The organism is Myxococcota bacterium (genome assembly GCA_041389495.1).
Taxonomy (GTDB): Bacteria; Myxococcota_A; UBA9160; order UBA9160; family UBA4427; genus JAWKRT01.
The window spans coordinates 826,440-848,280 of sequence record JAWKRT010000002.1 but is presented as its reverse complement, the minus strand read 5'-3'; the positions used below and the strand labels follow the sequence as shown (position 1 = coordinate 848,280).

Annotated in this window: 16 protein-coding genes and 1 pseudogene; 14 read left to right on the top strand and 3 right to left on the bottom strand. The window is 74.3% G+C overall.

Translation table 11 applies throughout. The features are described from left to right. Nucleotides 1-15: 15 nt before the first annotated feature. From R3E88_14450 to R3E88_14425, 6 genes and pseudogenes are all read left to right on the top strand, one after another. Nucleotides 16-1,056, top strand: coding sequence for an NADPH:quinone oxidoreductase family protein (locus tag R3E88_14450; protein ID MEZ4217681.1), 1,041 nt, complete (start codon nucleotides 16-18; stop codon nucleotides 1,054-1,056). Then, on the top strand, nucleotides 1,053-2,261 hold the full coding sequence (locus tag R3E88_14445; protein ID MEZ4217680.1) for a CoA transferase: 1,209 nt from the start codon (nucleotides 1,053-1,055) through the stop codon (nucleotides 2,259-2,261). Before R3E88_14450 ends, R3E88_14445 begins: the two co-directional genes overlap by 4 nt. A 226-nt stretch (nucleotides 2,262-2,487) precedes the next feature. After that, nucleotides 2,488-3,117: pseudogene (locus R3E88_14440) on the top strand (mechanosensitive ion channel family protein). A 465-nt stretch (nucleotides 3,118-3,582) separates the two neighbouring features. Then, nucleotides 3,583-5,682 carry a sodium-translocating pyrophosphatase gene (locus R3E88_14435; GenBank protein ID MEZ4217679.1) on the top strand — a complete coding sequence of 700 codons (2,100 nt, stop codon included), beginning with the start codon at nucleotides 3,583-3,585 and terminating at the stop codon, nucleotides 5,680-5,682. Nucleotides 5,683-5,742: 60 nt separating this feature from the next. After that, entirely contained in the window at nucleotides 5,743-6,765 is a 1,023-nt protein-coding gene (locus R3E88_14430) for an MBL fold metallo-hydrolase (protein ID MEZ4217678.1), read from the top strand. Between the two features lie 51 nt (nucleotides 6,766-6,816). After that, nucleotides 6,817-8,925, top strand: coding sequence for an ATP-binding protein (locus R3E88_14425; GenBank protein MEZ4217677.1), 2,109 nt, complete (start codon nucleotides 6,817-6,819; stop codon nucleotides 8,923-8,925). Here R3E88_14425 and R3E88_14420 read toward each other — a convergent pair. After that, complete coding sequence (locus R3E88_14420) at nucleotides 8,919-9,818, bottom strand: 1,4-dihydroxy-2-naphthoyl-CoA synthase (GenBank protein ID MEZ4217676.1); 900 nt, start codon at nucleotides 9,816-9,818, stop codon at nucleotides 8,919-8,921. The genes R3E88_14425 and R3E88_14420 overlap by 7 nt on opposite strands. 377 nt (nucleotides 9,819-10,195) lie before the next feature. Here R3E88_14420 and R3E88_14415 point away from each other — a divergent pair, with 377 nt between their 5' ends. Beyond that, on the top strand, nucleotides 10,196-11,764 hold the full coding sequence (locus R3E88_14415; GenBank protein ID MEZ4217675.1) for a hypothetical protein: 1,569 nt from the start codon (nucleotides 10,196-10,198) through the stop codon (nucleotides 11,762-11,764). An 82-nt stretch (nucleotides 11,765-11,846) separates the two neighbouring features. On the opposite strand, the gene R3E88_14410 is transcribed toward R3E88_14415, so the two are convergent. Further along, entirely contained in the window at nucleotides 11,847-13,271 is a 1,425-nt protein-coding gene (locus R3E88_14410) for an amidohydrolase family protein (GenBank protein ID MEZ4217674.1), read from the bottom strand. Nucleotides 13,272-13,360: 89 nt separating this feature from the next. After that, a complete protein-coding gene (locus tag R3E88_14405) occupies nucleotides 13,361-14,278 on the bottom strand; it encodes a DUF5718 family protein (GenBank protein ID MEZ4217673.1) in 918 nt (305 codons plus the stop codon). 93 nt (nucleotides 14,279-14,371) lie between these two features. Between R3E88_14405 and R3E88_14400 the strand changes: the two genes are divergently transcribed. Genes R3E88_14400 through R3E88_14370 form a run of 7 tightly spaced genes read left to right on the top strand, consistent with a single transcriptional unit; the run spans nucleotide 14,372 to nucleotide 21,715 of the window. Further along, nucleotides 14,372-14,845, top strand: coding sequence for a group II truncated hemoglobin (locus R3E88_14400; GenBank protein ID MEZ4217672.1), 474 nt, complete (start codon nucleotides 14,372-14,374; stop codon nucleotides 14,843-14,845). A 40-nt stretch (nucleotides 14,846-14,885) separates the two neighbouring features. Further along, entirely contained in the window at nucleotides 14,886-16,193 is a 1,308-nt protein-coding gene (locus tag R3E88_14395; GenBank protein MEZ4217671.1) for an acetyl-CoA hydrolase/transferase C-terminal domain-containing protein, read from the top strand. Between the two features lie 21 nt (nucleotides 16,194-16,214). Beyond that, complete coding sequence (locus R3E88_14390) at nucleotides 16,215-16,898, top strand: thiopurine S-methyltransferase (GenBank protein ID MEZ4217670.1); 684 nt, start codon at nucleotides 16,215-16,217, stop codon at nucleotides 16,896-16,898. 52 nt (nucleotides 16,899-16,950) lie between these two features. Beyond that, entirely contained in the window at nucleotides 16,951-18,168 is a 1,218-nt protein-coding gene (locus tag R3E88_14385) for an amidohydrolase family protein (GenBank protein ID MEZ4217669.1), read from the top strand. A gap of 51 nt (nucleotides 18,169-18,219) precedes the next feature. After that, nucleotides 18,220-19,161, top strand: a complete 942-nt coding sequence (locus R3E88_14380; GenBank protein MEZ4217668.1) for an ABC transporter ATP-binding protein — start codon at nucleotides 18,220-18,222, stop codon at nucleotides 19,159-19,161. Then, a complete protein-coding gene (locus R3E88_14375) occupies nucleotides 19,158-20,030 on the top strand; it encodes a hypothetical protein (GenBank protein ID MEZ4217667.1) in 873 nt (290 codons plus the stop codon). Before R3E88_14380 ends, R3E88_14375 begins: the two co-directional genes overlap by 4 nt. Then, nucleotides 20,027-21,715, top strand: coding sequence for a VCBS repeat-containing protein (locus R3E88_14370; GenBank protein MEZ4217666.1), 1,689 nt, complete (start codon nucleotides 20,027-20,029; stop codon nucleotides 21,713-21,715). Before R3E88_14375 ends, R3E88_14370 begins: the two co-directional genes overlap by 4 nt. Nucleotides 21,716-21,841: the final 126 nt, after the last annotated feature.

Below are 21,841 nucleotides of genomic sequence, written 5' to 3'. Positions count from 1 at the left end.
AGAGGAGCGCTCGGAATGGGCGAGACGATGCGCGCGTGGCAGACGGTGCGGGCGGGAACGCCGCGCGAGGCGCTCGCCCTGCGCGGCGACGCGCCCGTTCCCGCGCCGCGCGAGGGCACGGTGCTCGTCGACGTCGCGGCCGCCGGCATCGGCCTGCCCGACGCGCTCATGTGCGAGGCTCGTTATGCGCTGACGCCGCCGCTCCCGTTCACGCAGGGGCAGGAGGTCGCGGGCCGCATCGCGGCGCTCGGGCCGGGCGCGGAGGGCCTGCGCGTCGGCGAGCGCGTGATGGCGGTGACGAGCTTCTTCACCGGCCACGGGAGCTTCGCCGAGCGGTGCCTCGGGCTCGCCGACTTCTGCCTGCCCGTGCCCGACGACATGAGCGACGCCGAGGCCGCGTGCTTCCTGATCCCGCTCCACACGGCGTACATCGGGCTCGTGCAGCGCGCGCGCCTCGCGAAGGGCGAGACGCTGCTCGTGCTCGGCGCGTCGGGCGGCACGGGCTCGGCCGCCGTGCAGGTCGGCCGCGCGCTCGGCGCGCGCGTGATCGCGGCGGCGGGCGGGCCGGAGAAGGCGCGCTACTGCGCCGAGCAGGGCGCGCACGACGTCGTCGACCACCGCGCGGAGGACGTCGCGAAGGTCGTGCAGGCGCTCACGGACGGGCGCGGCGCCGACGTCGTCTACGACCCCGTCGGCGGCGACGCCTTCCGCGCCGCGACGCGCTGCATCGCGCACGAGGGGCGGCTGCTCGCCGTCGGGTTCGCGAGCGGCAGCTGGGGCACCGTCGACACCGCGCACCTCGTGAACCGCAACTACTCGGTGCTCGGCGTGATGCCGAGCGGCTACGACGTGGCCTTCAAGCGCGCCGCGCAGGAGCGCCTCGTCGGCTGGTGGCGCGAGGGGCGCGTCGGCGTCGCGGTCGACGAGCTCGTCGCGTTCGAGGCGCTCCCCGACGCGCTCGAGCGGCTCGTCGCGAACCGCGTGCGCGGGAAGCTCGCACTCGCCGTGCGCGAGGATGCGACGCGGTCGCCCGCGCGCACGCCGGCGCGCGCGTGAGCGGCGCCCCTTCCCGCGTCGCGCCGGGCCCGTGCGCGGGCCTGCGCGTGCTCGACCTCACGTCGGTGATCTCGGGACCGCTCTGCACGCAGGCGCTCGGCGACCTCGGCGCCGACGTGATCAAGGTCGAGGCGCCGGCCGGCGACCCCGCGCGCTACAGCGGCGGCCCGTTCCGCGAGCCCGGCTTCTCGGGCTTCGTCGCCCAGCTCAACCGCAACAAGCGCAGCATCGTCGTCGACCTGAAGAGCGAAGAGGGGTGCGCGCTCGTGCGCGAGCTCGCCGCGGCGGTGGACGTCGTCGCCGAGAACTTCCGGCCGGGCGTGATGGAGCGACTCGGGCTCGGCTGGGACGCGCTGCGCGCGCGCAACCCCGCGCTCGTCTACCTCTCGATCAACGGCTTCGGGGCGGACGGCCCGTACGCCGGCCTGCCCGCCTACGACATGGTGATGCAGGGGCTCGTCGGCCTGATGCCCGAGCAGGGCGGCGACGGCCCGCCCGCGCTCGTGCAGGGGAGCGTCGCCGACAAGAGCACGGCGCTCACCGCGGTGTCGGGCGTGCTCGCCGCGCTGCTCGCGCGCGAGCGCGACCCAGCGCGGCGCGGGCAGCGCGTCGAGGTCGCGATGATCGACGCCTACGCCGCGTTCGCGCTGCCCGACGCGATGATGTCGCGCTCGTTCCCCCCGCTCGCCGGCGACGCGAGCGTCGCGTCGAGCTACTTCCGCGCGTGGGAGACGGCGGACGGCCACGTCGTCGGCGTCGTGATCGAGGACGCGCAGCTCGCCGCGCTGTGCCGCGCGCTCGGGCGGCCCGACGTCGCCGCCGACCCGCGCTTCGCGAAGCGCGCGGAGCGCTTCGCGAACTACGCCGCGCTCGCAGCCGTGCTCGCCGACGAGATCCGGCGGCACGCGACCGCCGACTTCGTCGCGCGCGCGCGCGAGGAGGGCGCGCCGTTCGCGCCCGTGAACGACGTCGACGCGTTCCTCGCCGACGCGCACGTGCGCCACCGGGGCACGGTGACCGAGCAGGACGACCCGCGCTTCGGCCCGGTGCGCTACCTCAAGCCCGCGATCGGGCTCGAGCGCACGCCCGCGTCGATCGCGCGCCACGCGCCCCGCCAGGGCGAGCACACCGACGAGGTGCTGCGCGAGCTCGGCGTCGACGACGCGCGCATCGCCGCGCTGCGCGCGAGCGGCGCGATCCGCTAGGCGCGGCGGAGCGCAGGAGCGCTGGAGCGCCGGAGCGAACGGGGCCGCCGGAGCCGGAGGAGCGTCGCCCGTGCACGAAATCCTCGACCGCCTCGCCGCCACGTTCGACCCCGAGGTCGTGCGCCGCGCACTCGTCGGCTTCCTGCCCGATCTCGCCGTCGCCGCGCTCACCTTCTTCGTGTTCGTGCTCGCGTGGCGCATCGCGCGCCGCGTCGCGACGTCGCTGATGACGCGCGCGCACGTCGACCGCACCGCGCAGACGTTCGTGCTCGCCGTGCTGCAGTACGCCGTGCTGCTGCTCGGCGCGATCACCGCGCTCGGCGCGCTCGGCGTCGACATGACGTCGGTGCTCGCGAGCCTCGGCGTCGCCGGGCTCACGATCGGCTTCGCGGCGCGCGACGCGCTCTCGAACGTGATCTCCGGGATCTTCATCTTCTGGGACCGGCCGTTCGTGATCGGCGACCTCGTCGAGGTCGGCGGCTTCTACGGACGCGTCGAGCACATCACGATGCGCTCGACGCGGCTCGTCACGCCCGACGGCAAGATGCTCGCCATCCCGAACTCGACGATCGTGAACAGCACCGTCGCGTCCTACACGAACTTCCCGCACCTGCGCCTCGACGTGCCCGTGTCGATCGGCGTCGGCGAGAGCCTCGGCCGGGCGCGCGACGTGCTGCTCGGCGCCGCGCGCGCGCACGCCGGCGCGATCGCGGACCCGCCGCCGCGCGTCGTCGTCCGCGCGCTCGGCGACTACCGTGTGGACCTCGAGCTCCAGGTCTGGATCGACGACGAGGCCGACCACATCGCGCAGCGCTTCGCCCTGCGCGAGAGCGCCTTCGAGGCGCTGCGCGCCGCGGGCGTCGAGATGCCCTTCGAGACGCTGCGGGTCCTCGGCGCCGGCGCCGCCGACCCAGCGTCGGCCGCGCCGCCGCACGCACCTTCGGCGGGCGCCGGGACGTTGGGGCGCCGCGGGCCGGCCGGCCGGCCCGCCGTCGGCCGCGCGTCGCGCGGCTCCGGGCCCCCGGCCGCCCGCGCGGGCCGCGCCGCGCCTCGAAAATCCCCATCCGGCAGCTTTCCCCGGGGCGCCGGAGTCGCTACATCACCGGCCCGGGAAGGCCGCCCCGCCAGGGGCGGGACGCCGGAAGGGCGCTTCGACGCCAGCCCGCACTCTCGACCCCGCACCGCCGGCCGCCGTGCCGCCGCGCGTGCACGTGCAGATCCCTGCGCGACCGCCGGCCGTGCCGGCGTGCGCGAAGACGAGCACACAACACGAGCGCATCGCGGCCCGCTGCGCTCGCTCCCAAGAAGGATGGAATCGACGATGGACGGCGTGATCGGTCAACTCACCATGGTTTCGCTCGGGGCGGGTGCGCTCGGCCTCGTCGTCGCCGCCTTCTTCTATTTCCGCGTGAAGTCCCTGCCCGAGGGCACGGACACCATGAACATGATCGCGCGCTACATCCGCGAGGGCGCGATGGCCTTCCTGACGCGCGAGTACAAGGTGCTCGCCGTCTACGCGGCGGCCGTGTTCGCGCTGCTCTTCCTCGCGTTCAGCCGCGAGGGGACGGGGCTGATCGCGGGCGGCTGCTTCGTGCTCGGCGCCGGCATGTCGCTGCTCTCCGGCTTCATCGGGATGAAGTCGGCCACGTTCGCGAACGTGCGCACGAGCCAGGCGGCGCGCGAGGGCTCGAAGCCGAACGCGCTGCTGACGGCGCTCGACGGCGGCGCGGTGATGGGCCTGTGCGTCGCCGCGACGGCACTGATCGGCCTCGGCGGCCTCTACATCGCGTTCGCGTCCGACCCGCACCTCGGCACCGTGCTGCACAGCTTCGCGGTCGGCGCCTCGTCGATCGCGCTGTTCGCGCGCATCGGCGGCGGCATCTACACGAAGGCGGCCGACGTCGGCGCCGACATCGCGGGCAAGGTGGTCGAGGGCATCCCGGAGGACGACCCGCGCAACCCGGGCGGCATCGCCGACAACGTCGGTGACAACGTGGGCGACGTCGCGGGCATGGGCGCGGACATCTACGAGTCGCTCGTCGCGGCGATCGTCGCGGCGATGGCGATCGCGCTCACCGCGCAGCCGCACTACGTGCAGGGCCTCTTCACGAACCTCGCGGGCGACATCGACCCGCGCTTCATGGCCGTGACGCTGCCCGTGTTCCTCGCGGGCGTCGGCCTGCTCGTCTCGATCGTGTGCATCTTCATCGCGCGCGCGATGCGCCAGGGAACGCCGGCCGTCGTGCTCCGCGCGGCGCTGATCGTGCCCTCGATCGTGCTCGTCGTCGTGGCGGCGGTGCTCCTGCCGATGCTCGGCGTCTCGCAGTCCGTCACCTACGCGCTCGGCGCCGGTGCGATCGGCGGCGCGGCCATCGGCCTGATCACCGAGATCTACACGGCCTGGGGCCCGATCGAGCGCGTCGCCCAGGCGAACACGACGGGCGCGGGCACGGGCGTCATCTCGGGCCTCGCGGTCGGCATGGAGAGCACGGTCGTCTCGATGTTCGTCGTCGCGGTCGTCGGCTTCGTCGCGAACGCGGCGATGCCGGAGGGCATGGGCCTCTACGGCATCGCGATGAGCGCGGTCGGCATGCTCGCGGGCACGGCGATCGTGATGACGGTCGACGCCTATGGCCCGATCGCCGACAACGCGGGCGGCATCAGCGAGATGAGCGAGCTCGGCCCCGAGGTCCGCGCGATCACCGACGAGCTCGACGCCGTGGGCAACACGACGGCCGCCATCGGCAAGGGCTTCGCGATCGGCTCGGCGACGCTGACGGTGCTGAGCCTCTTCTCGGCGTTCATCCTCGAGGTGAACCACGTGCGCGAGGCGTCCGGGATGGGCGCGCTCGTGCTGCGGCTCGACGACGCGCCGATCCTCATCGGCCTGCTGCTCGGCGCGTGCCTCCCGTACGCGGTCGGCGCCTCGACGATGATCGCGGTCGGCAAGGCCGCGCAGTCGATCATCGAGGAGATCATCCGGCAGTTCAACGAGATCCCCGGCCTGCGCGAGGGCAAGGCCGAGCCGCAGGGCGCGGCGATCGTCGACATCGCGACGAAGGCGGCGCTCGTGCAGATGATCCTGCCCGGCACGATCGCGATCGCGGCGCCGGTCGGCATCGGCTTCGTGCTCGGGCCGGCGGCGCTCGCGGGCATGCTCGCCGGCGCGGTCGCGGTCGGCGCTTCGCTCTCGCTCTTCATGGCGAACGCGGGCGGCGCGTGGGACAACGCGAAGAAGTACATCGAGGCCGGGCGGCTCGCCGGGCACAAGAAGGGCTCGGACGCGCACAAGGCGGCCGTCATCGGCGACACCGTCGGCGACCCGTTCAAGGACACGTCGGGCCCGGGCGTCGCGATCCTCATCAAGGTGATGAGCGTCGTGAGCCTGCTGATCGCGCCGCTGATCGCCACCATCGCGTAGCCGCGGGCCCGCGCGCCGGTCGGCCGCCCGCCGCGGCCGACCGGGGAGTGCGGAGGGGACATGGGATCGCTCGCCTCGCGCATCGCGCTCGTCGCGGTGCTCGTCGCACTCGGCGTCGGCGCCGTCGCGGCGCGGCTGCTGACGACCTACGAGGAGCCGCCCGTCGACCCGGCCTGGGCCGTCGCGGGCAGCGGCTCGATCCCCGACGGCGCCGTCACCGTCCGCTACACGGGAACGGCGACGCTCGTCTTCTCCGACGGCGAGACCACCTGGATGACGGACGGGTGGTTCACGCGCCCCGGCGCGCTCGCGCTCTTCTTCGGGACGATCGCGCCCGACGCGGACGCGATCGCGCGCGGGCTCGCGCGCAACGAGGTGGACCGGCTCGCCGCCGTCTTCCCCGTCCACTCGCACTTCGACCACGCGATGGACGCGCCGCTCGTCGCGCAGCGCACGGGCGCCGTGCTCCTCGGCTCCGAATCGACCGCGAACATCGGGCGCGGCGCGGGGCTCGCCGAGGACCGCATCCGCGTCGTCGCCGACCGCGAGCCGATCGCGCTCGGCCGCTTCGTCGTGACGCCTATCGAGTCGCGGCACTTCGAGTTTCCCGACGCCGCCGTCCGCGAGCGCGCGCTCGGCGAGCCGGACATCACCGAGCCGCTCGTCCCCCCGGTGTCGGCCTTCGACTACCGCGTCGGCAAGGCCTACGTGCTGCACGTCGCCCACCCGCGCGGGTCCTTCCTCGTGGTGGGGAGCGCGGGGTTCGTCCCGGGCGGCCTCGAGGGCTTCCGCGCCGACACCGTCTTCCTCGGCGTGGGCGGGCTCGGCTCGCAGACGGACGCGTATCGCGAGGCGTTCTGGCGCGAGACGGTCGGCCTAACGAAGCCGTCGCGCGTCGTCCCGATCCACTGGGACAGCCTCGCGGGCCCGGCCGAGGGGCCGTTCACGGGCGAGGTGCGCGCCGCCGGCTTCCTCGCGCGGGGCGGCGACGCGCTGCGCGCCTTCCTCGGAGCGAAGGCGCGCGCGCATCCCGACGTCGCGTTCGCGACGCTCCCGCGCTTCGACCCGGTCGTGCTCTTCTGAACGGCGGCGCGGGCCTCCAGGCAAGGGCCGCGCCGGAGTAGGATCGCGAACGTGGACCGGCTGCTCGACCTGACGCTCCCCGAGGTGGTCCGCCGCGACGGCGTCGACATCGCGCGCCGCGCGCGCGTCGTCCTGATCGCCTGCGCGATCTCGGCCGTCGTCTCGTTCTACATCGCCGCCGTGCAGCTCGCGGTCGGGAGCCGCGTCGCCGGCGTCGCGACCCTCGTGCTCGGCGTGCTGTCGATCGCCGGCATCGTCGACATCCGGCGCTCGGGCCGCTGGCGGCGCGTCGGCGGCGCACTGACGTTCGGCATCTTCGCCGCCGCGGCGACGACCACGGCGCTCAGCGGCGCGACGCTCACCGCCGCCGCGTTCTACCTGTGCCTCGTGCCGCTGCTCGCGACGATGATCTTCGGCGCGCGCGCCGGCGGCGCGACCGCGTTCCTCAACGTCGCCGTCCTGTGCACGGTCGAGCTCGCGCGCCGACGCGGCGTCCACTTCCCGTACGTCGTGACGCACGAGGTGGCGGCCGAGTCGGCGTTCCGCGCGGCCATCCTGTTCGAGCTCATCCTGCTCGGCATCGCCGTCATCTACGACCACCTGCGCAGCGCGAGCCTGCGCGAGGTCGCCGAGAGCGAGGCGCGCCACCTCGCGCTCGGCGCGCAGTCGACCGACCTGCTCTTCGAGCTCGATCCCGACGGCCGCATCGCCTACGCGACGCCCGTCCACGCGGGCGCGCTCGGCTGGCGTCCCGAGGAGCTGATCGGGCGCCCGGCGAGCGACTTCGTGCACCCCGAGGACCACGACGAGATCCCGCGGCGCATCGCCGAGGCGCTCACCGGCGGGAGCTCGCACGGCAACGACGTCCGCCTGCGCGCCAAGGACGGGACGTGGCACTGGTACGAGCCCGCGATGACGTCGTACCGCGCCGCCGAGGCCGAGCCGCGGCTGATCGTCGTCGCACGCGACCTGTCGCTGCGCCACGAGTTCGAGGCGCAGCTGCGGCAGTCGCAGAAGATGGACGCCGTCGGGCAGCTCGCGAGCGGCGTCGCGCACGACTTCAACAACCTGCTGATGGTGGTCGCGAGCTACGCCGAGCTGCTCGCCGAGCGGCTCCCGACGGGCGAGGACCGCGACGCCGCGGAGGAGATCCTGCGCGCGGCGGCGAAGGGCGAGGGTCTCACGCGCCAGCTGCTCGCCGTCAGCCGGCCGAGCGCGAGCACGCCCGACACCGTGCAGCTCAACGACGTCGTGCGCGGCATCCAGGGCATCCTGACGCGGCTCGTCGGCGAGAGCGTGCAGGTCGAGGTCGCGCTCGACGCGGCGCTGCCGGCCGTGCACGCGGATGCCGGCCACCTCGAGCAGATCCTCGTGAACCTCGCCGTCAACGCGCGCGACGCGATGCCGTCGGGCGGGCGCCTCGAGATCGCGACGCACGCGCGCGACGGCGCGGCCGCGCTGCGCATCGCCGACACGGGCGTGGGAATGGACGAGACGGTGCGCGAGCGCGCCTTCGAGGCCTTCTTCACCACGAAGCAGCGCCACAGCGGCACGGGCCTCGGGCTCTACGTCGTCTACTCGCTCGTGAGCCAGATGGACGGGGGGATCCGCGTCGAGAGCGCGCCGGGCGAGGGCACGGCGATCGAGATCGAGCTCCCCGCGGCGACCGAGAGCGCGGCGGTCGCCGTCGCCGCGCCCGCGAGTGCGTCGCCCGCGACCGGCGGCGACGAGACGGTGCTCGTCGTCGAGGACCGCGCCGAGGTCCGCACCGCGGTCTGCACGGCGCTCCGCCGCGCGGGCTACCGCGTGCTCGAGGCGCGCGACGGCGCCCACGGGCTCGCGGTCGCGCGCGCCTTCGCCGGCGGCATCGACCTCGTGCTGAGCGACGTCGTGATGCCGAGCATGAGCGGGCCGCGCATGATGCGCGAGCTGCGCGCGGAGCGCCCCGGGACGCGCGTGCTCTACATGTCGGGGCACGTCGACCGGCTCCACGACTACGGCGACGAGCTGGCCGACGAGGCGCTCGTGCTGAAGCCGATCGCGCCGTCGGCCCTGCTCGCGCGCGTGCGCGGGAAGCTCGACCGGCCGGCCGCGCGCGTCGCCCCGCCCGCGCACGCCGCGGCGCCGACGGGGCACGCCGCCGCCCAGTCGTCTCAGTAGTGCCAGGGGAAGCGCGAGAAGTCGCGCGGGCGCTTCTCGAGGAACGCGTCGCGCCCCTCCTGCGCCTCGTCCGTCATGTACGCGAGCCGCGTCGCCTCGCCGGCGAACACCTGCTGCCCGATCAGGCCGTCGTCGACGGCGTTCATCGCGAACTTCGCCATGCGCTGCGCGGTCGGGCTCTTCGTGTTGATCTCGGCCGCCCACGCGAGCGCCGTGCGCTCGAGCTCGGCGTGCGGCGCGACGAGGTTCACCATCCCCATCGCGTGCGCCTCCTCGGCCGAGTAGCTCGCGCCGAGGAAGAACACCTCGCGCGCGCGCTTCTGGCCGATCTGGCGCGCGAGGTAGGCGGAGCCGAAGCCGCCGTCGAAGCTCGCCACGTCGGTGTCGGTCTGCTTGAAGACGGCGTGCTCGCGGCTCGCGATCGTGAGGTCGCACGTGACGTGCAGGCTGTGCCCGCCGCCGACTGCGAAGCCGGGAACGACGGCGATCACGACCTTCGGCATGAAGCGCACGAGTCGCTGCACCTCGAGGATGTGCAGGCGCCCGGTGCGCCCGGGGTCGATCGAGCCCGCGTCCTCGCCCTCCGCGTAGCGATAGCCGTCGCGCCCGCGGATGCGCTGGTCGCCGCCCGAGCAGAACGCGCGCACGCCGTCCTTCGGCGACGGCCCGTTGCCCGTCACGAGGATGCAGCCGACGTCGGTCGTCATGCGCGCGTGGTCGAGCGCGCGGTAGAGCTCGTCGACGGTCGACGGCCGGAAGGCGTTGCGCACCTCGGGCCGGTCGAAGGCGATGCGCACCGTGCCCTGGTCGACGGCGCGGTGGTAGGTGATGTCGCGAAACGCGAAGCCCGGCACCTCGCGCCAGCGCTCCGCGTCGAACAGCTCCGAGACCATGGACCTTCTCCCCTCCGGTGGGGCGCCGGGCCGGCCGGCGCGCGGAGCGCGAGCATAGGGCCCTGCGCGGCCCCCGGCGGCGAAGACGCGCGCCGGCGCGCCGCGTCGGCGCGACGGAGGCCCCGCGCGGCCCGGCGCGCAGCGGCGCGCGGCCGGCGGCGCGCAGCCGCCGCGCGGACGACGGCGCGCAGCCGCCGCGCGGACGACGGGCAACGCGCCGGCGCGCGAGGGCGCCGAGCGCCCTGCGAGCGCTGGGTCGGCGATTTTCGATGGCACCTGCGCACGCGCGAGGGACACTCACGAGGGAATCGTGCGAGACGCGCGCATCGCGAGCCGCGCGTCCCGTGCCCGCGCCCCCCTCGCGTCGAGCCGCCGCCATGTCGCCGACCGGGTTCCGCCACGCATTCGCGCTCTCCGCCGCGCTCGGCCTCGTCGCCGGCGCCTCCGGCGCCGCCGTCGTCGTCGACGCCGGCGCGCCGATCGCGACGCCCGTCGCAGCGCCGACGCCGCTCGCCGGGGACGTCACGGGCCTCGCGCCGCTCGCCTTCCTCATCGCCGACGGCGACGACCTCGCGAGCAACGCGCTCGAGAACCACCTCGTCTTCTACGACGACGCGACGGGCGTGACGAGCGTCGGACCGATCCACGACCCGGTGACGGGCTTCGTGTACGGCTGGCCGAGCGGCCTCGTGCGCGACGGGCTCGGCACGACGTACGGCGTCGACACGTTCCACGAGCGGCTCTACGCGCTCGACGAGACCACCGCGCTCGTGACGCCGATCGGCGCGCCGGCCGGCATGGCGAGCTGGGACACGCGCTTCGGCGCGCTCTGCGAGGACGGCACGGGCAACGGCTTCTGGGCGATCGACTGGCAGGGCGGCGCCGACCGCCTCTGGCACTTCGACCTCGCGACCGGCGTGTGGACGCTCGCGCTCGGCGGCCTGCCGTCGTCCGACGCGCGCGGCCTCGTGCGCGACCCGGCGACCGGCTTCCTGTGGGTCGCCGACGCGGCCACCCAGCGCATCTACGTGCTCAACCCGGCGACGGGCGGCCACGTCGACCTCGTCTTCCTGTCGTTCGACCCGGGCCCGGCCTTCGCGGGGCTCGACATCGTCGAGATGTTCTTCGACGACATCGCGCTCTTCGACGGCGAGCTCTACGGCGTGCTGCGCATCGTCGTGGACACGGGCCCGTTCTGGGTCGACCACGCGCAGCTGCACCGCATCGACACGACGACGGGCGCGACGCGCCAGATCGGCCCGACGCTGACCGGCACGGACTCGCACTCGATGCTCCTGGACAGCGTGCCGGAGCGCGTGCAGTGGACGGTCGACAGCGGGCCCGGCAACGTCGCCTTCGACGACGACGAGAGCCCCACCGCCACCGCCACCTTCGACGCGCCCGGCTCCTACGTCCTGCGCCTCACCGCCTTCGCCGCGACTCCCGTCTCCGACACCGTCACCGTCACCGTCGGCGCCGCCTGCGCCAACGGCATCGACGACGACGGCGACGGACTCGTCGACTTCGGATCCGACCCCGGATGCACCTCCGCCGCCGACACCGACGAGACCGAGCCCGCCCTTCCCTGCGACAACGGCGTCGACGACGACGGCGACGGACTCGTCGACTTCGGATCCGACCCCGGATGCGCCGACCCCGCCGCCCTCACCGAGAGCCCCGTCTGCCAGAACGGCATCGACGACGACGGCGACGGCTCCCTCGACTTCGACGGCGGCCTCTCCGCACTCGGCGCCGGCCACCCCGGACTCGGCGCGCCCGACGCCTCGTGCCTCGGCGACCCCGCCCACCTCCACGAGCACAACCGCGCCTGTGGACTCGGCGGCGTCGACCTCCTCTTCCTCCTCCCCGCCTGGGTCGCCGCGCGGCGCGCGCGCGAACGGCGACGCGCGGCGCGCGACACCGCGCGCCGCGCACCCGTCGCCTAACGAGACGCGCGGGCTCGAAGCGTCCTCGCGAAGCGGGGTGCGCGACCGACGACGTCGACGAAGCGGGCGCGGTCCCGCCGGCTCACCGTCGGGCGAGGACCGCCCGTGCGTGGCCCTCGATGCGCGTGCCCTCGAAGAACGAGGGGCTCGCCTCTCCGTACAGGCGGATCGCGTGGTCGGCCATGAAGGCGCGGAACGCGTCGCGATCCATCCAGCCCCGCTCGACGTGCTCCCACGCCTCGGGGACGACCTCGTGCATGTGCGCCACGTCCCAGTGCCCGATGTCCGACGAGAACATCGCGTTGAGCGGCCGGCCGCCCGGAAGGCGCCGCGCGTCGAACGCGACGCCCGCGAGCGGGTCGTCGGCCTCGCAGCCGAAGAAGCACTGCTGCGAGACCTGCCGGACGATGTCGTCCTCGCTCGCGATGCCGGCGGCGGCGAAGTCGTCGACGACGTCGGGCGTTCCGAGGACGCGCTTCATCGTCTCGCCCCAGCCCGCGACGGTCGACATCCCGGCCGCGTGCGCCGCGACGAGCTCGTCGAAGAGCGCGGCGTCGATGCCGGCCGGGTCGCGCTCGCGGAGCCCCTCGACGCCGCGCTTCTCGAAGTGCTCGACGAGGCTCACGAGCATCTGCACGGCCCAGCCCGCACCGCCCTCGAGGAAGGCGACGCGGAGCGCCGGGAAGCGGTGCAGCACGCCGCCGAAGAAGAGCGACTTCGCCGTCGCCTCGCACGCGCCCGCGAAGTTGCCCATGTGGTTGTAGGAGAAGTTCGAGGTCGAGCGCCGGCCGCTCCAGCCCATCGAGCCCGAGTGCACGCTCGGCGCGATGCCGAGCTCGACGAGCCGCTTCCAGAGCGGGTCGTAGTCGTGCGCGCTGTCGAGACCGAGCGCGTCGATCCAGAACGCGCGCTCGCCTCCGTCGTCGAAGGGGCGGGGCACGAAGCCGCCGATCACGACCGCGCGGAAACCGAGCTCGAGGACGGCGTGCTCGAGCTCCTCGACGGCCTCCTCGGGGCTCCACGTCGGGACGATCGCGACGGCGCGCAGTCGATCGCCGAGCCCGTCGCAGACGTCCTTCGCATAGCGGTTGTAGGCGCGGCAGCCGAGCCGGCGGAGCCGTTCGTCGCGCTGCGCGGGCATCTGCAGGCCGACGCTCGGATAGCAGAGGGCGAAGTCGATCCCGAGCTCGTCGAGGCGCGCGTGCAGCAGACGCGGTGCGGTCGCGGTGGCGAGATCGCGCGCGTCGTTCGGGAACCCCCACCAGGGCGAACGATAGGCGCGCTCGCGCGCGCGCTCGGCCGGCGTGAGCGAGGCCCACGAACGCGAGCCGTCGAACGTCGCGGTCGCGAGCAGCGTCGCCATGCCGCCGTCCACACCTTCCCGGCGGAGGCGGCGATCGAGCTCCGGCCAGTACTCGACGAGGTGGCCGTCGGCGTCGACGACGGGGTGGTCGAGCGACGCGCGGATGCGCGCCGCCGCTTCGCGCGAGACGGGAGCGTGTGACATGCGCCGATCCTACTCCGCGAAGGCGCGGGCGCGGCGGGCCGCGTGCGAGCCGGCTGCGCGGCCCGCCGCGTGCGAGCCGCGCGCGCGGCTCACTGCGGCGCCGCGGCGACGACGAGCTGGTCGAGCAGCGACACGCCGTCGGGAGCGGTCGGCGGTGGCGCGGCCGCGAGCGCGCGCACGCCCGCCGCGTCGTACCGCGAAGCGTCGTAGAGCGCGACGACGGCGCGGTCGCCGGCCTCGAGGAACGTGTGCTCGCCGAGCTCCGTGTAGCGCGTCGCGCCGATGCTGATGAGCGCGCGGCGCGGTGCGCCGGCGGTGGCGATCCAGCGCGGCACGTCCTCGAGCGGCCCCTCGTCCGCCTGCGCGCGCATGCGGTCGACGAGCCAGTCGACGAGGCGGCCGTAGAAGTAGCTGTAGCTCGTGACGGGGCTGTCGACGCCGTACTCGTGCACCGCGCCGTCGCGGACGAGGAAGGACGCGAGGCGGTAGCGGTCGAGCACGCCGCCCGACTCGAAGCGGTCGATCGCGATCGCGCCGCGCGCCGTGCCCTTGCTCTGCGCGCCCCAGTTCTTCTTCTCGCTGATCTTCTTCGCGCCCGGGCGGCGGATCGAGCAGTCGTCGTGCGCCATCGCGAAGCGCGGCACGACGCTGTGCACGCGCCCGCCGTCGTCGTACGCGAGGTCGCACAGGAGCGCGACTTCGGGCTCGATCTGGTGTTTCTCGCCGCCAGGCGCGAGGCGCAGCGTCGTCGACGACACGGGATAGGTGTGGAGGAAGTGCGCACCCGCGCCGGGGCCGGGCGGCACGTAGAACGGAAACAGCCCCTTCGGCGCGTCGACCGGCCGCGGCGCGAGCGACGCGAAGTCGGCCGCCTCGCCCGCCTGCTCGAGGTGCCCCGCGAAGTTGCCCGCGACGCCGAGGCCGATCGCGTCGCGGTAGTCGGGCTCGCCCGGGGCGTCGCTCCGCGATCCCGAACCCGTCTGCGCTGCCGCCGTCGTCGTGCCCACGTTCGTCTCCTCGTCGAAGCCCGCCGGTCGCGGGGCGCGCGAGCGTAGGCGATGCTCGCGGCGCGCCCAACGATCCGAACGGGAGACGACGCCTTGTCCGCGAGCCCCGACGCGAACGATCGCCCCTACGGAACCGGGGACGCGTCCTTCCGCGCCGCCGGAGGCGAGGAAGGGTTGCGCGCCCTCGTCACCGACTTCTACGAGCTGATGTCGACGCGCGACTTCGCGCGCCGCATCCGCGACATGCACCCTTCCGACCTCGACGTCTCGATCGACAAGCTCGCGCGCTTCCTGTGCGGCTGGCTCGGCGGCCCGAAGCGCTATGCCGAGAGGTACGGCCCGATCCGCCTGCCGCGGGCGCACGCGCACCTGCCGATCGACGCCGACGATCGCGACGCGTGGCTGCGCTGCATGGCCCTCGCGATCGCGCGCCAGCCGTGGGACGACGCGTTCAAGACGTACCTGCTCGGCGCGCTGCGCGTCCCGGCCGAGCGCATCCGCGCCGTGTGCGAGGAAGGACGCGGGGGCGGAGCGGGCGGCGGACGCGGCCGCTGCAGCGCCGGCTAGCGCTTCCCGCGCGCGCGCGCGGCCGGCATACTTCGCGCGCATGCCGCCCGAGATCCTGACCCCCGACGAGGCCGCGGCCCGCTTCCGGCCGCGCGACGCGCTCGCCGTCGGCGTCGCGACCGCGCAGCCGCCCGCGCTCCTCGAAGCGCTCGGGCGCCGCGACGACTGGGAGGACCTGCTGTTCCTCTCGTCGCTGCTGATCGCGCCCTTCCCGCTCGTGACGCGCAAGGGCGTGCGCACGCGCAGCGGCTTCCACGGCCCGGCCGAGCGCGCCTTCGAGGCGGCCGGCCACGACGTCGAGTTCGTGCCCTCGGACTTCCGGCGCTACGGCCCGCTCGCGCGCCGGTTCGCGCCGCGCGTGCTCGCGACCGCGGCGGCGCCCGGGCTGCGGCCGGGCGAGGTGTCGCTCTCGCTCCACGCGGGAGGCTTCGTCGACGAGCTGCGGCGCGCCGGGCGCGACCCCGAGCGGCTGCTCGTCGTCGAGGTGAACGCGCAGCTCCCGAGCACGCACGGCGTGCGGCCCGACCACCCGCACGCGATCCCGCTCGACGAGATCGACGTGCTGATCGAGGTCGACCGCGCGCCGTTCACGATCGCGTCGTCGGAGCCGACCGACGTCGAGCGCCGCATCGCCGCGCACGCGCTCGGCTACGTCGAGGACGGGGCCGTGCTGCAGACGGGCATCGGCGGCGTGCCCGACCTCGTCGCGCAAGCGCTCGCGAAGGGCGACCGCGGCCCCTTCGGCATCCACACCGAGATGTTCACGACGGGGCTCATGCACCTGCACGCGGCGGGCAAGATCGACGACGCGCACGGCCTGCTCGGGCCGTTCTCGGTGGCGACGTTCGCGGCCGGCACGCGCGAGCTCTACGCCTGGCTGCACGACAACCCGGCCGTGCGCTTCCTGCCCGTCGAGGTGACGAACTCGCCCGAGGTCATCGCTCGGAACGAGCGCATGATCTCGATCAACGGCGCGCTCGCGGTCGATCTCGCGGGGCAGGTCGCCGCCGACACGATCGGCGCGCGCCAGTTCTCGGGCGTGGGCGGACACGAGGACTTCACGTCGGGCGCGAGCATGTCGCCGGGCGGACACTCGCTCGTGTGCCTGCCGTCGACGGCGACCGTCGACGGCGAGCTCGTCTCGCGCATCGTCGACCGCTTCGCCGCGGGCACGACGGTGACGTCGCCGCGCCACCAGGTGGACGTCGTGATCACCGAGTGGGGGGCGGCCGAGCTCGCCGGGAAGACGGTGCGCGAGCGCGCCGACGCGCTCGCCGCGATCGCGCACCCGCAGTTCCGCGACGGTCTGCGCGAGGCGTCGCCGTACCGGCGCCCCCCGCGCGCCTGACGCCACCGGAGGGATCTGCGCGTGGACCCGGAGTTCTGGCTCGAGCGCTGGCGCACGCAGCAGCTGGGCTTCCACCTCCCCGAAGCGAACCCGCTGCTCGTCGCACACTGGAGCTCGTTAGGCGTTCCCACCGACGCGACGGTGCTCGTGCCGCTCTGCGGCAAGTCGCGCGACCTGCAGTGGCTCGCCGATCGCGGCCACCGCGTCGTCGGCGTCGAGCTCGCCGAGCAGGCGGCGCGCGCCTTCTTCGCCGAAGGCGGCGTCGCGCCACACGCGGGGCGCGGCGTCTCGCTCCCGTGGCTCGAGGCCGGCCGCGTACGCATCTTCACGGGCGATTTCTTCGCGCTCGCGCGGGAGGACGTCGCCGCCTGCGCGGCCGTCTACGACCGCGCCGCGCTGATCGCGCTCCCGCCCGCGCTGCGCGTCCGCTATGCGGCGCACCTGCGCGCGCTGCTCGGAGGCCGCGCACCGACGCTCCTCGTCACGCTCGAGTACGACCAGGAACGGGTGGCCGGGCCGCCCTTCTCGGTGCCGGCCGCCGAGGTCGAGCGGCTCTTCGGCGCGGAGCTGCGCGTCGAGCCGCTCGCGCGCCACGAGGGCGCCGCCGTGCCGCCGAAGTTCGCCGAGGCGGGGCCGGTCGCGGAGTGCATCTACGCGCTGCGGCCCCGCGAATCGGCGGCCGGTGACGCGCGGGGCCGGATCTGAGAGAATCGACGCCGGCGCGGTCGTCGCGCCCCTTCGCGAGCGAGGACACGCCATGGCCAGCGCACAGAGCGATCGGAACTACGTCGTCATCTCCTGCGACACGCACGCCGGAGCGAGCGTCAACGACTACCGCGAGTACCTCGACGCGAAGCACCAGAAGCTCTTCGACGATTGGCGGGGCTCGTACCGCAACCCGCAGCAGCAGCACATCGGCTCGAAGAAGCACAAGAACTGGGACGACGAGGCGCGCATGAAGGACATGCGCGAGGACGGCGTCGTCGGCGAGGTCGTCTTCCCGAACACCGTGCCGCCGTTCTTCCGCTCGAGCGTGCTGATCTGCGGCAACCCGCGACCCGAGGACTACCCGCTCCGCCTCGAGGGCATCCGCGCGCACAACCGCTGGCTCGCCGACTGGTGCAAGGAGTACCCCGACCAGCGCGCGGGCATCGGGCTCGTCTACCTCCACGACATCGACGCGGCGATCCAGGACGTCGAGTGGATCGCGAAGCACGACCTGCGCGGCGGCATCCTGCTCCCGCACGTGCCCGACGACTGCACGTCGTTCATCAAGCCGCTCTACTCCCCCGACTACGATCGCCTGTGGGCGCTGATCGAGGAGGCCGGCCTCGTCATCAACCACCACGGCGGCACCGGCTCGCCCGACTACGGCAAGTGGTCCGTGTCGCTGCCGATCCGCCTGATCGAGACGCGCTTCTTCTCGACGCGCTCGTACTCGCAGCTCATCCTCGCCGGCGTCTTCCACCGCTTCCCGAAGCTCAAGTACATCGTGACCGAGGCGGGCTGCGCGTGGGTGCCCCAGCAGCTGCAGACCCTCGACTGGACGTGGGGCCGCGTGCGCGCGGGCGTCGCGGGCGAGTTCGAGTTCGCGAAGGATGCGGCGACCCCCGAGCCGCCGAGCTTCTACGCGAAGCGCAACTGCTGGTACGGCGCGAGCTCGCCGTCGCCCATGGAGCTCGCCGACCGCGAGGTGATCGGCACCGATCGCATCCTCTGGGGCAGCGACTACCCGCACTACGAAGGCACCTATCCCCACACGCGGCTCGCGATCCGTCACGCCTTCAACGACAAGCCCGTTCCCGAGGTGCGCCGCATGCTCGGCGACAACGCGGCCGAGCTCTACGGCTTCGATCTCGCGAAGCTGCAGAAGCTCGCGGACGAGTACGGGCCGAGCGTCGCGGAGGTGGCGCGCAAGCCCGCGGACGAGGAGTTCCCGGCGCTCACGCACACGAACGCGCTGCGCCGCGCCTGAGCGGGAGGCGCCCGCGCGCCTGCGTTCGTCCCTCGCTACGTTGCGGCGGCCATGACCCTCGCCGTCGACGCCGAGCGCCTCGAGAAGCGCTTCTCCTCGTTCGTCGCGGTCGAGGACGTGAGCCTGCGCGTCGAGGCCGGCGAGATCTTCGGCTTCATCGGCCCGAACGGCGCGGGGAAGACGACGACGCTGCGGATGCTGCTCGGGCTCGTCGCGCCGACGCGGGGGAGCGTGAGCCTCTTCGGGCACGACGTCGCGCGCGACTTCAAGGCGGCCATCGCGAACGTCGGCGCGCTCGTCGAGGGCGCGGCCTTCCATCCGTTCCTGTCGGGCCGCGACAACCTGCGCGCCTTCGGCTGCCTGACGGGCGGCGCGCCGCGCGCGCGCGTCGACGAGGTGCTCGACGCCGTCGGCCTCCTCGCGCGCGCCGACGACCGCGTGAAGGGCTACTCGCAGGGCATGCGGCAGCGGCTCGGGATCGCGCTCGCGCTGCTCGAGGCGCCGCGCCTGCTCGTGCTCGACGAGCCGACGAACGGGCTCGACCCGCAGGGCACGCGCGAGGTGCGCGACCTCGTGCGGCGCGTGCGGAGCGAGCGCGGGACGACGGTGCTGCTGTCGAGCCACCTGCTCGCGGAGATGGAGCAGATCTGCGATCGCGTCGCGGTCATCGCGGGCGGCCGCATCCTGCGCGAGGGGACGCTCGAGGAGATCGTCGGCCGCGACGCCGAACGCGTGGAGATCGGCGTCGCGGACGGCCGCGAGGAGGACGCCGCCCGCGTCGCGCGCGCGCGCGGCGCGACCGACGTGTCGGTGCTGCGGCGCGGGCGCATCGAGCTCGCGCGCGGCGCGCTCGACCTCGCCGCGCTGAACCGCGCGCTGCTCGACGCGGGCGTCGACGTCCACGAGCTCGCGCCGCGTCGGCGCAGCCTCGAGCAGGCGTTCGTCGCGCTGACCGGCGACGCGTCCGCGCTGCGCGGGCGCCCCGCCGCATGAGCGCGCTGCCCTCGCCCGTGACGGTCGCGCGCCTCGTGCGCTCCGACCTGCTCAAGCTCTCGCGCTACTGGGTCGTGCTCGGCGCCTACGGCGCGATGGCGGTCGTCGCCGTCGGCGGCGCGGCGCTCTACCACCTCGCGGAGGCGCGCGCGAGCATCCACTCCGGGTCGGGCTGGGACTTCGCGTTCGCCGTCATGCTGCGCAGCCTCGACTTCTCCCGCAGCGTCCTGTTCCTGATGTTCTGTCTCGTGTTCACGCTCGACACCGCGAACGCGACGCTCAAGTACGTGCTCACCCGCCCCGTCACGCGCCTCGAGCTGCTGGCATCGCGCTACGCGACCGCGCTCGTGATGATCGCGGCGACGCTCGCGCTGCTCTGGGCCGGGAGCCTCGGAGCCGCGGCCTGGTACTACGACCTCGGCGCGCTCACGGAGAACGACTACGTCATCTTCCCCGCCGCGACGATGGCGCGCCACGTCGCCATCGCGACGGTTCTCGTCGCGATCGTCCTGCTCTCGATCGCGTCGCTCGCGGTCGCGGTCTCCACGTACGCGACCACGATGGGCGGCGCGATCCTGACCGGCCTCGTGCTCTTCACGATGTTCGGGACGCTCGGGCTCGTGCCCGCGAGCCTCGGCGTCGACGTGCCCTGGGATGGCGGCACGGTGCACGTCCCGTACTCGACGGCGTCCTTCATGAACCAGGTCTTCGTGCCCATGTACCTGCTCGACGACCTGCCCACCGGCATCCCGATCGACACGTGGTGGACGGCCGAGGTGCGCCGCATGCTCGCGGTGTCGCTCGGCACGACGCTCGTCTTCGGCGCGATCGCGGCGGCGGGCGCGCACCGGCGGGACTACACGCTGTGAAGCGCGGCGCCTCGGCGTGCACCGCGGCGCTCGTCGCCTCGGCGGTCGCGTTCGCGACGGCCTCCGCCGCGCGCGCGCAGGAGGCCGCGCCCGGCCGCGCGCTCGGCGACTACCGCGTCGTCGAGCTCGCCCACCCCGAGCGCACGCTCGCCCACCGCACCGTCGACGTCGACGGCGACGGCCGGCGCGACCTCGTGTTCGCGTTCGAGCGCGACGCGAGCGGCGAGCACTTCGGCCTGCGCACCTGCACGTTCGCGCCGGAGCCCGCGTTCTCGCGCTGCGCGGACCTCGCGCTCGGCGAGGACGTCCGCGCCTTCGACGTCGGCAACGTCGACGCGACGCCGGCGAGCGAGCTCGTGCTGCTCACGCGCGGCGGAGGCGCCCTCGCCGCGTGGCGCGACGGCCGCTTCGCGCCGCCCCAGCCGCTCGCGCTCGACAGCCTGCTCGCCGGGAGCGACGACGGCGCACCGGTCGCGGCGCGCGTGCTCTTCGATCTCGACGGCGACGGCCGCGACGAGCTGCTCCTCCCGACGCTCGCCGGGCCCGCGCTGCGCCGGTTCACGGACGCGGGCCCCGGTGCGGCGCAGACGCTCGCGAGCCCCGCGCAGGTGCGGTACCGGCTCGGGCGCCGCGCGAGCGAGCTCGCGGCCGCCACCGGGCGGGAGCCCGCGCGACGCCTCGCGAGCGAGGCGACGACGCCGCTGCTCTACGTCGAGGACTTCGACGGCGACGCGCGACTCGACGTCGTGACGATCACCGACAACCGCGTGCGCGTCTTCGCGCAGCGCGAAGACGGAGCGTTCCCTTCGACGCCGACGCTCGACGTCGAGCGCAGCGTCCTCTCGCCCGAAGCCGAGCGCGAGGGGTTCCGCGGCGAGGCGACGAGCTTCGCCGATCTCGACGGCGACGGGCGCGCCGACCTGATCGTGCTCGAGTGGGGCGCCGACGGCGAGCGCACGAAGATGGACCGGCACGTCTTCTTCGCCCGCGAGGGGCTCGCGTATCCCGAGGAGCCCGACCAGATCGTGCGCTCCGAGAGCGTCTTCCCCGACTTCGAGATCGCCGACCTCGACGGTGACGGACGCCGCGATCTCGTGATCCCGTACTTCCACATCGCGCCGTCGCAGGCGCTCAAGATGGTCACGCAGAACACGCTGCGCGTGCAGCTGCGGATGTTCCTGCTGCGCGAGGACGGGCGCTTCGGGCAGGACGAGGGCAACCGGTTCGCGCGCGTCGACCGCCGCATCGTGCTCGACTACCACCTCGACGTGATGCGCTTCCTGTTCGGGGCCGGGGGCCGCCCGCCCGAACACTTCGCGCCCCTGATCACGACGCGCGGCGACTTCGACGGGGACGGCCTGCGCGATCTCGCGACCGACGACGGACGCGGGCAGCTGCACATCCGCTTCGGCAACCGCGACGCGGACTTCTCGCGCGGCCCGGAGCTCGCCATCCGGTTCGAGTCCTCGCTCGCGCACGAGCTCGTCGACGTCGACGGCGACGGGCGCAGCGACGTCGTGAGCTACCTCGGCCGCGCATCGGACGACGAGGACGACGAGGACGACGACGGCCGGTCGCCGACCGAGCTGCGCCGCGGCACGCGCCCGGCCCGCGCTCCGGCGCCGACGACGGCGCCGGCCGCGCCGCCCGCCGCGTCGCGCATCCACGTGCTCCTGTCACGTTAGGCCGTGCCGCGCGCAGCCCGCGCGCACGCGGCGCGCAGCCCGCGCGCAGCCGCGACGCGCGGTGAGGGCGATCACCTCCGTGCGGGTCGTCACGCCCGAGGGAAGGGCGGGGAGAGCGGCGTCACC

Excerpts from the sequence above, each read along its gene's own strand:
- R3E88_14380 (MEZ4217668.1), top strand. The coding sequence starts at position 18,220 with ATGACCCTCGCCGTCGACGCCGAGCGCCTCGAGAAGCGCTTCTCCTCG.
- R3E88_14420 (MEZ4217676.1), bottom strand. The coding sequence starts at position 9,818 with ATGGTCTCGGAGCTGTTCGACGCGGAGCGCTGGCGCGAGGTGCCGGGC.
- R3E88_14385 (MEZ4217669.1), top strand. The coding sequence starts at position 16,951 with ATGGCCAGCGCACAGAGCGATCGGAACTACGTCGTCATCTCCTGCGAC.
- R3E88_14450 (MEZ4217681.1), top strand. The coding sequence starts at position 16 with ATGGGCGAGACGATGCGCGCGTGGCAGACGGTGCGGGCGGGAACGCCG.
- R3E88_14395 (MEZ4217671.1), top strand. The coding sequence starts at position 14,886 with ATGCCGCCCGAGATCCTGACCCCCGACGAGGCCGCGGCCCGCTTCCGG.
- R3E88_14410 (MEZ4217674.1), bottom strand. The coding sequence starts at position 13,271 with ATGTCACACGCTCCCGTCTCGCGCGAAGCGGCGGCGCGCATCCGCGCG.
- R3E88_14375 (MEZ4217667.1), top strand. The coding sequence starts at position 19,158 with ATGAGCGCGCTGCCCTCGCCCGTGACGGTCGCGCGCCTCGTGCGCTCC.
- R3E88_14435 (MEZ4217679.1), top strand. The coding sequence starts at position 3,583 with ATGGACGGCGTGATCGGTCAACTCACCATGGTTTCGCTCGGGGCGGGT.
- R3E88_14415 (MEZ4217675.1), top strand. The coding sequence starts at position 10,196 with ATGTCGCCGACCGGGTTCCGCCACGCATTCGCGCTCTCCGCCGCGCTC.
- R3E88_14430 (MEZ4217678.1), top strand. The coding sequence starts at position 5,743 with ATGGGATCGCTCGCCTCGCGCATCGCGCTCGTCGCGGTGCTCGTCGCA.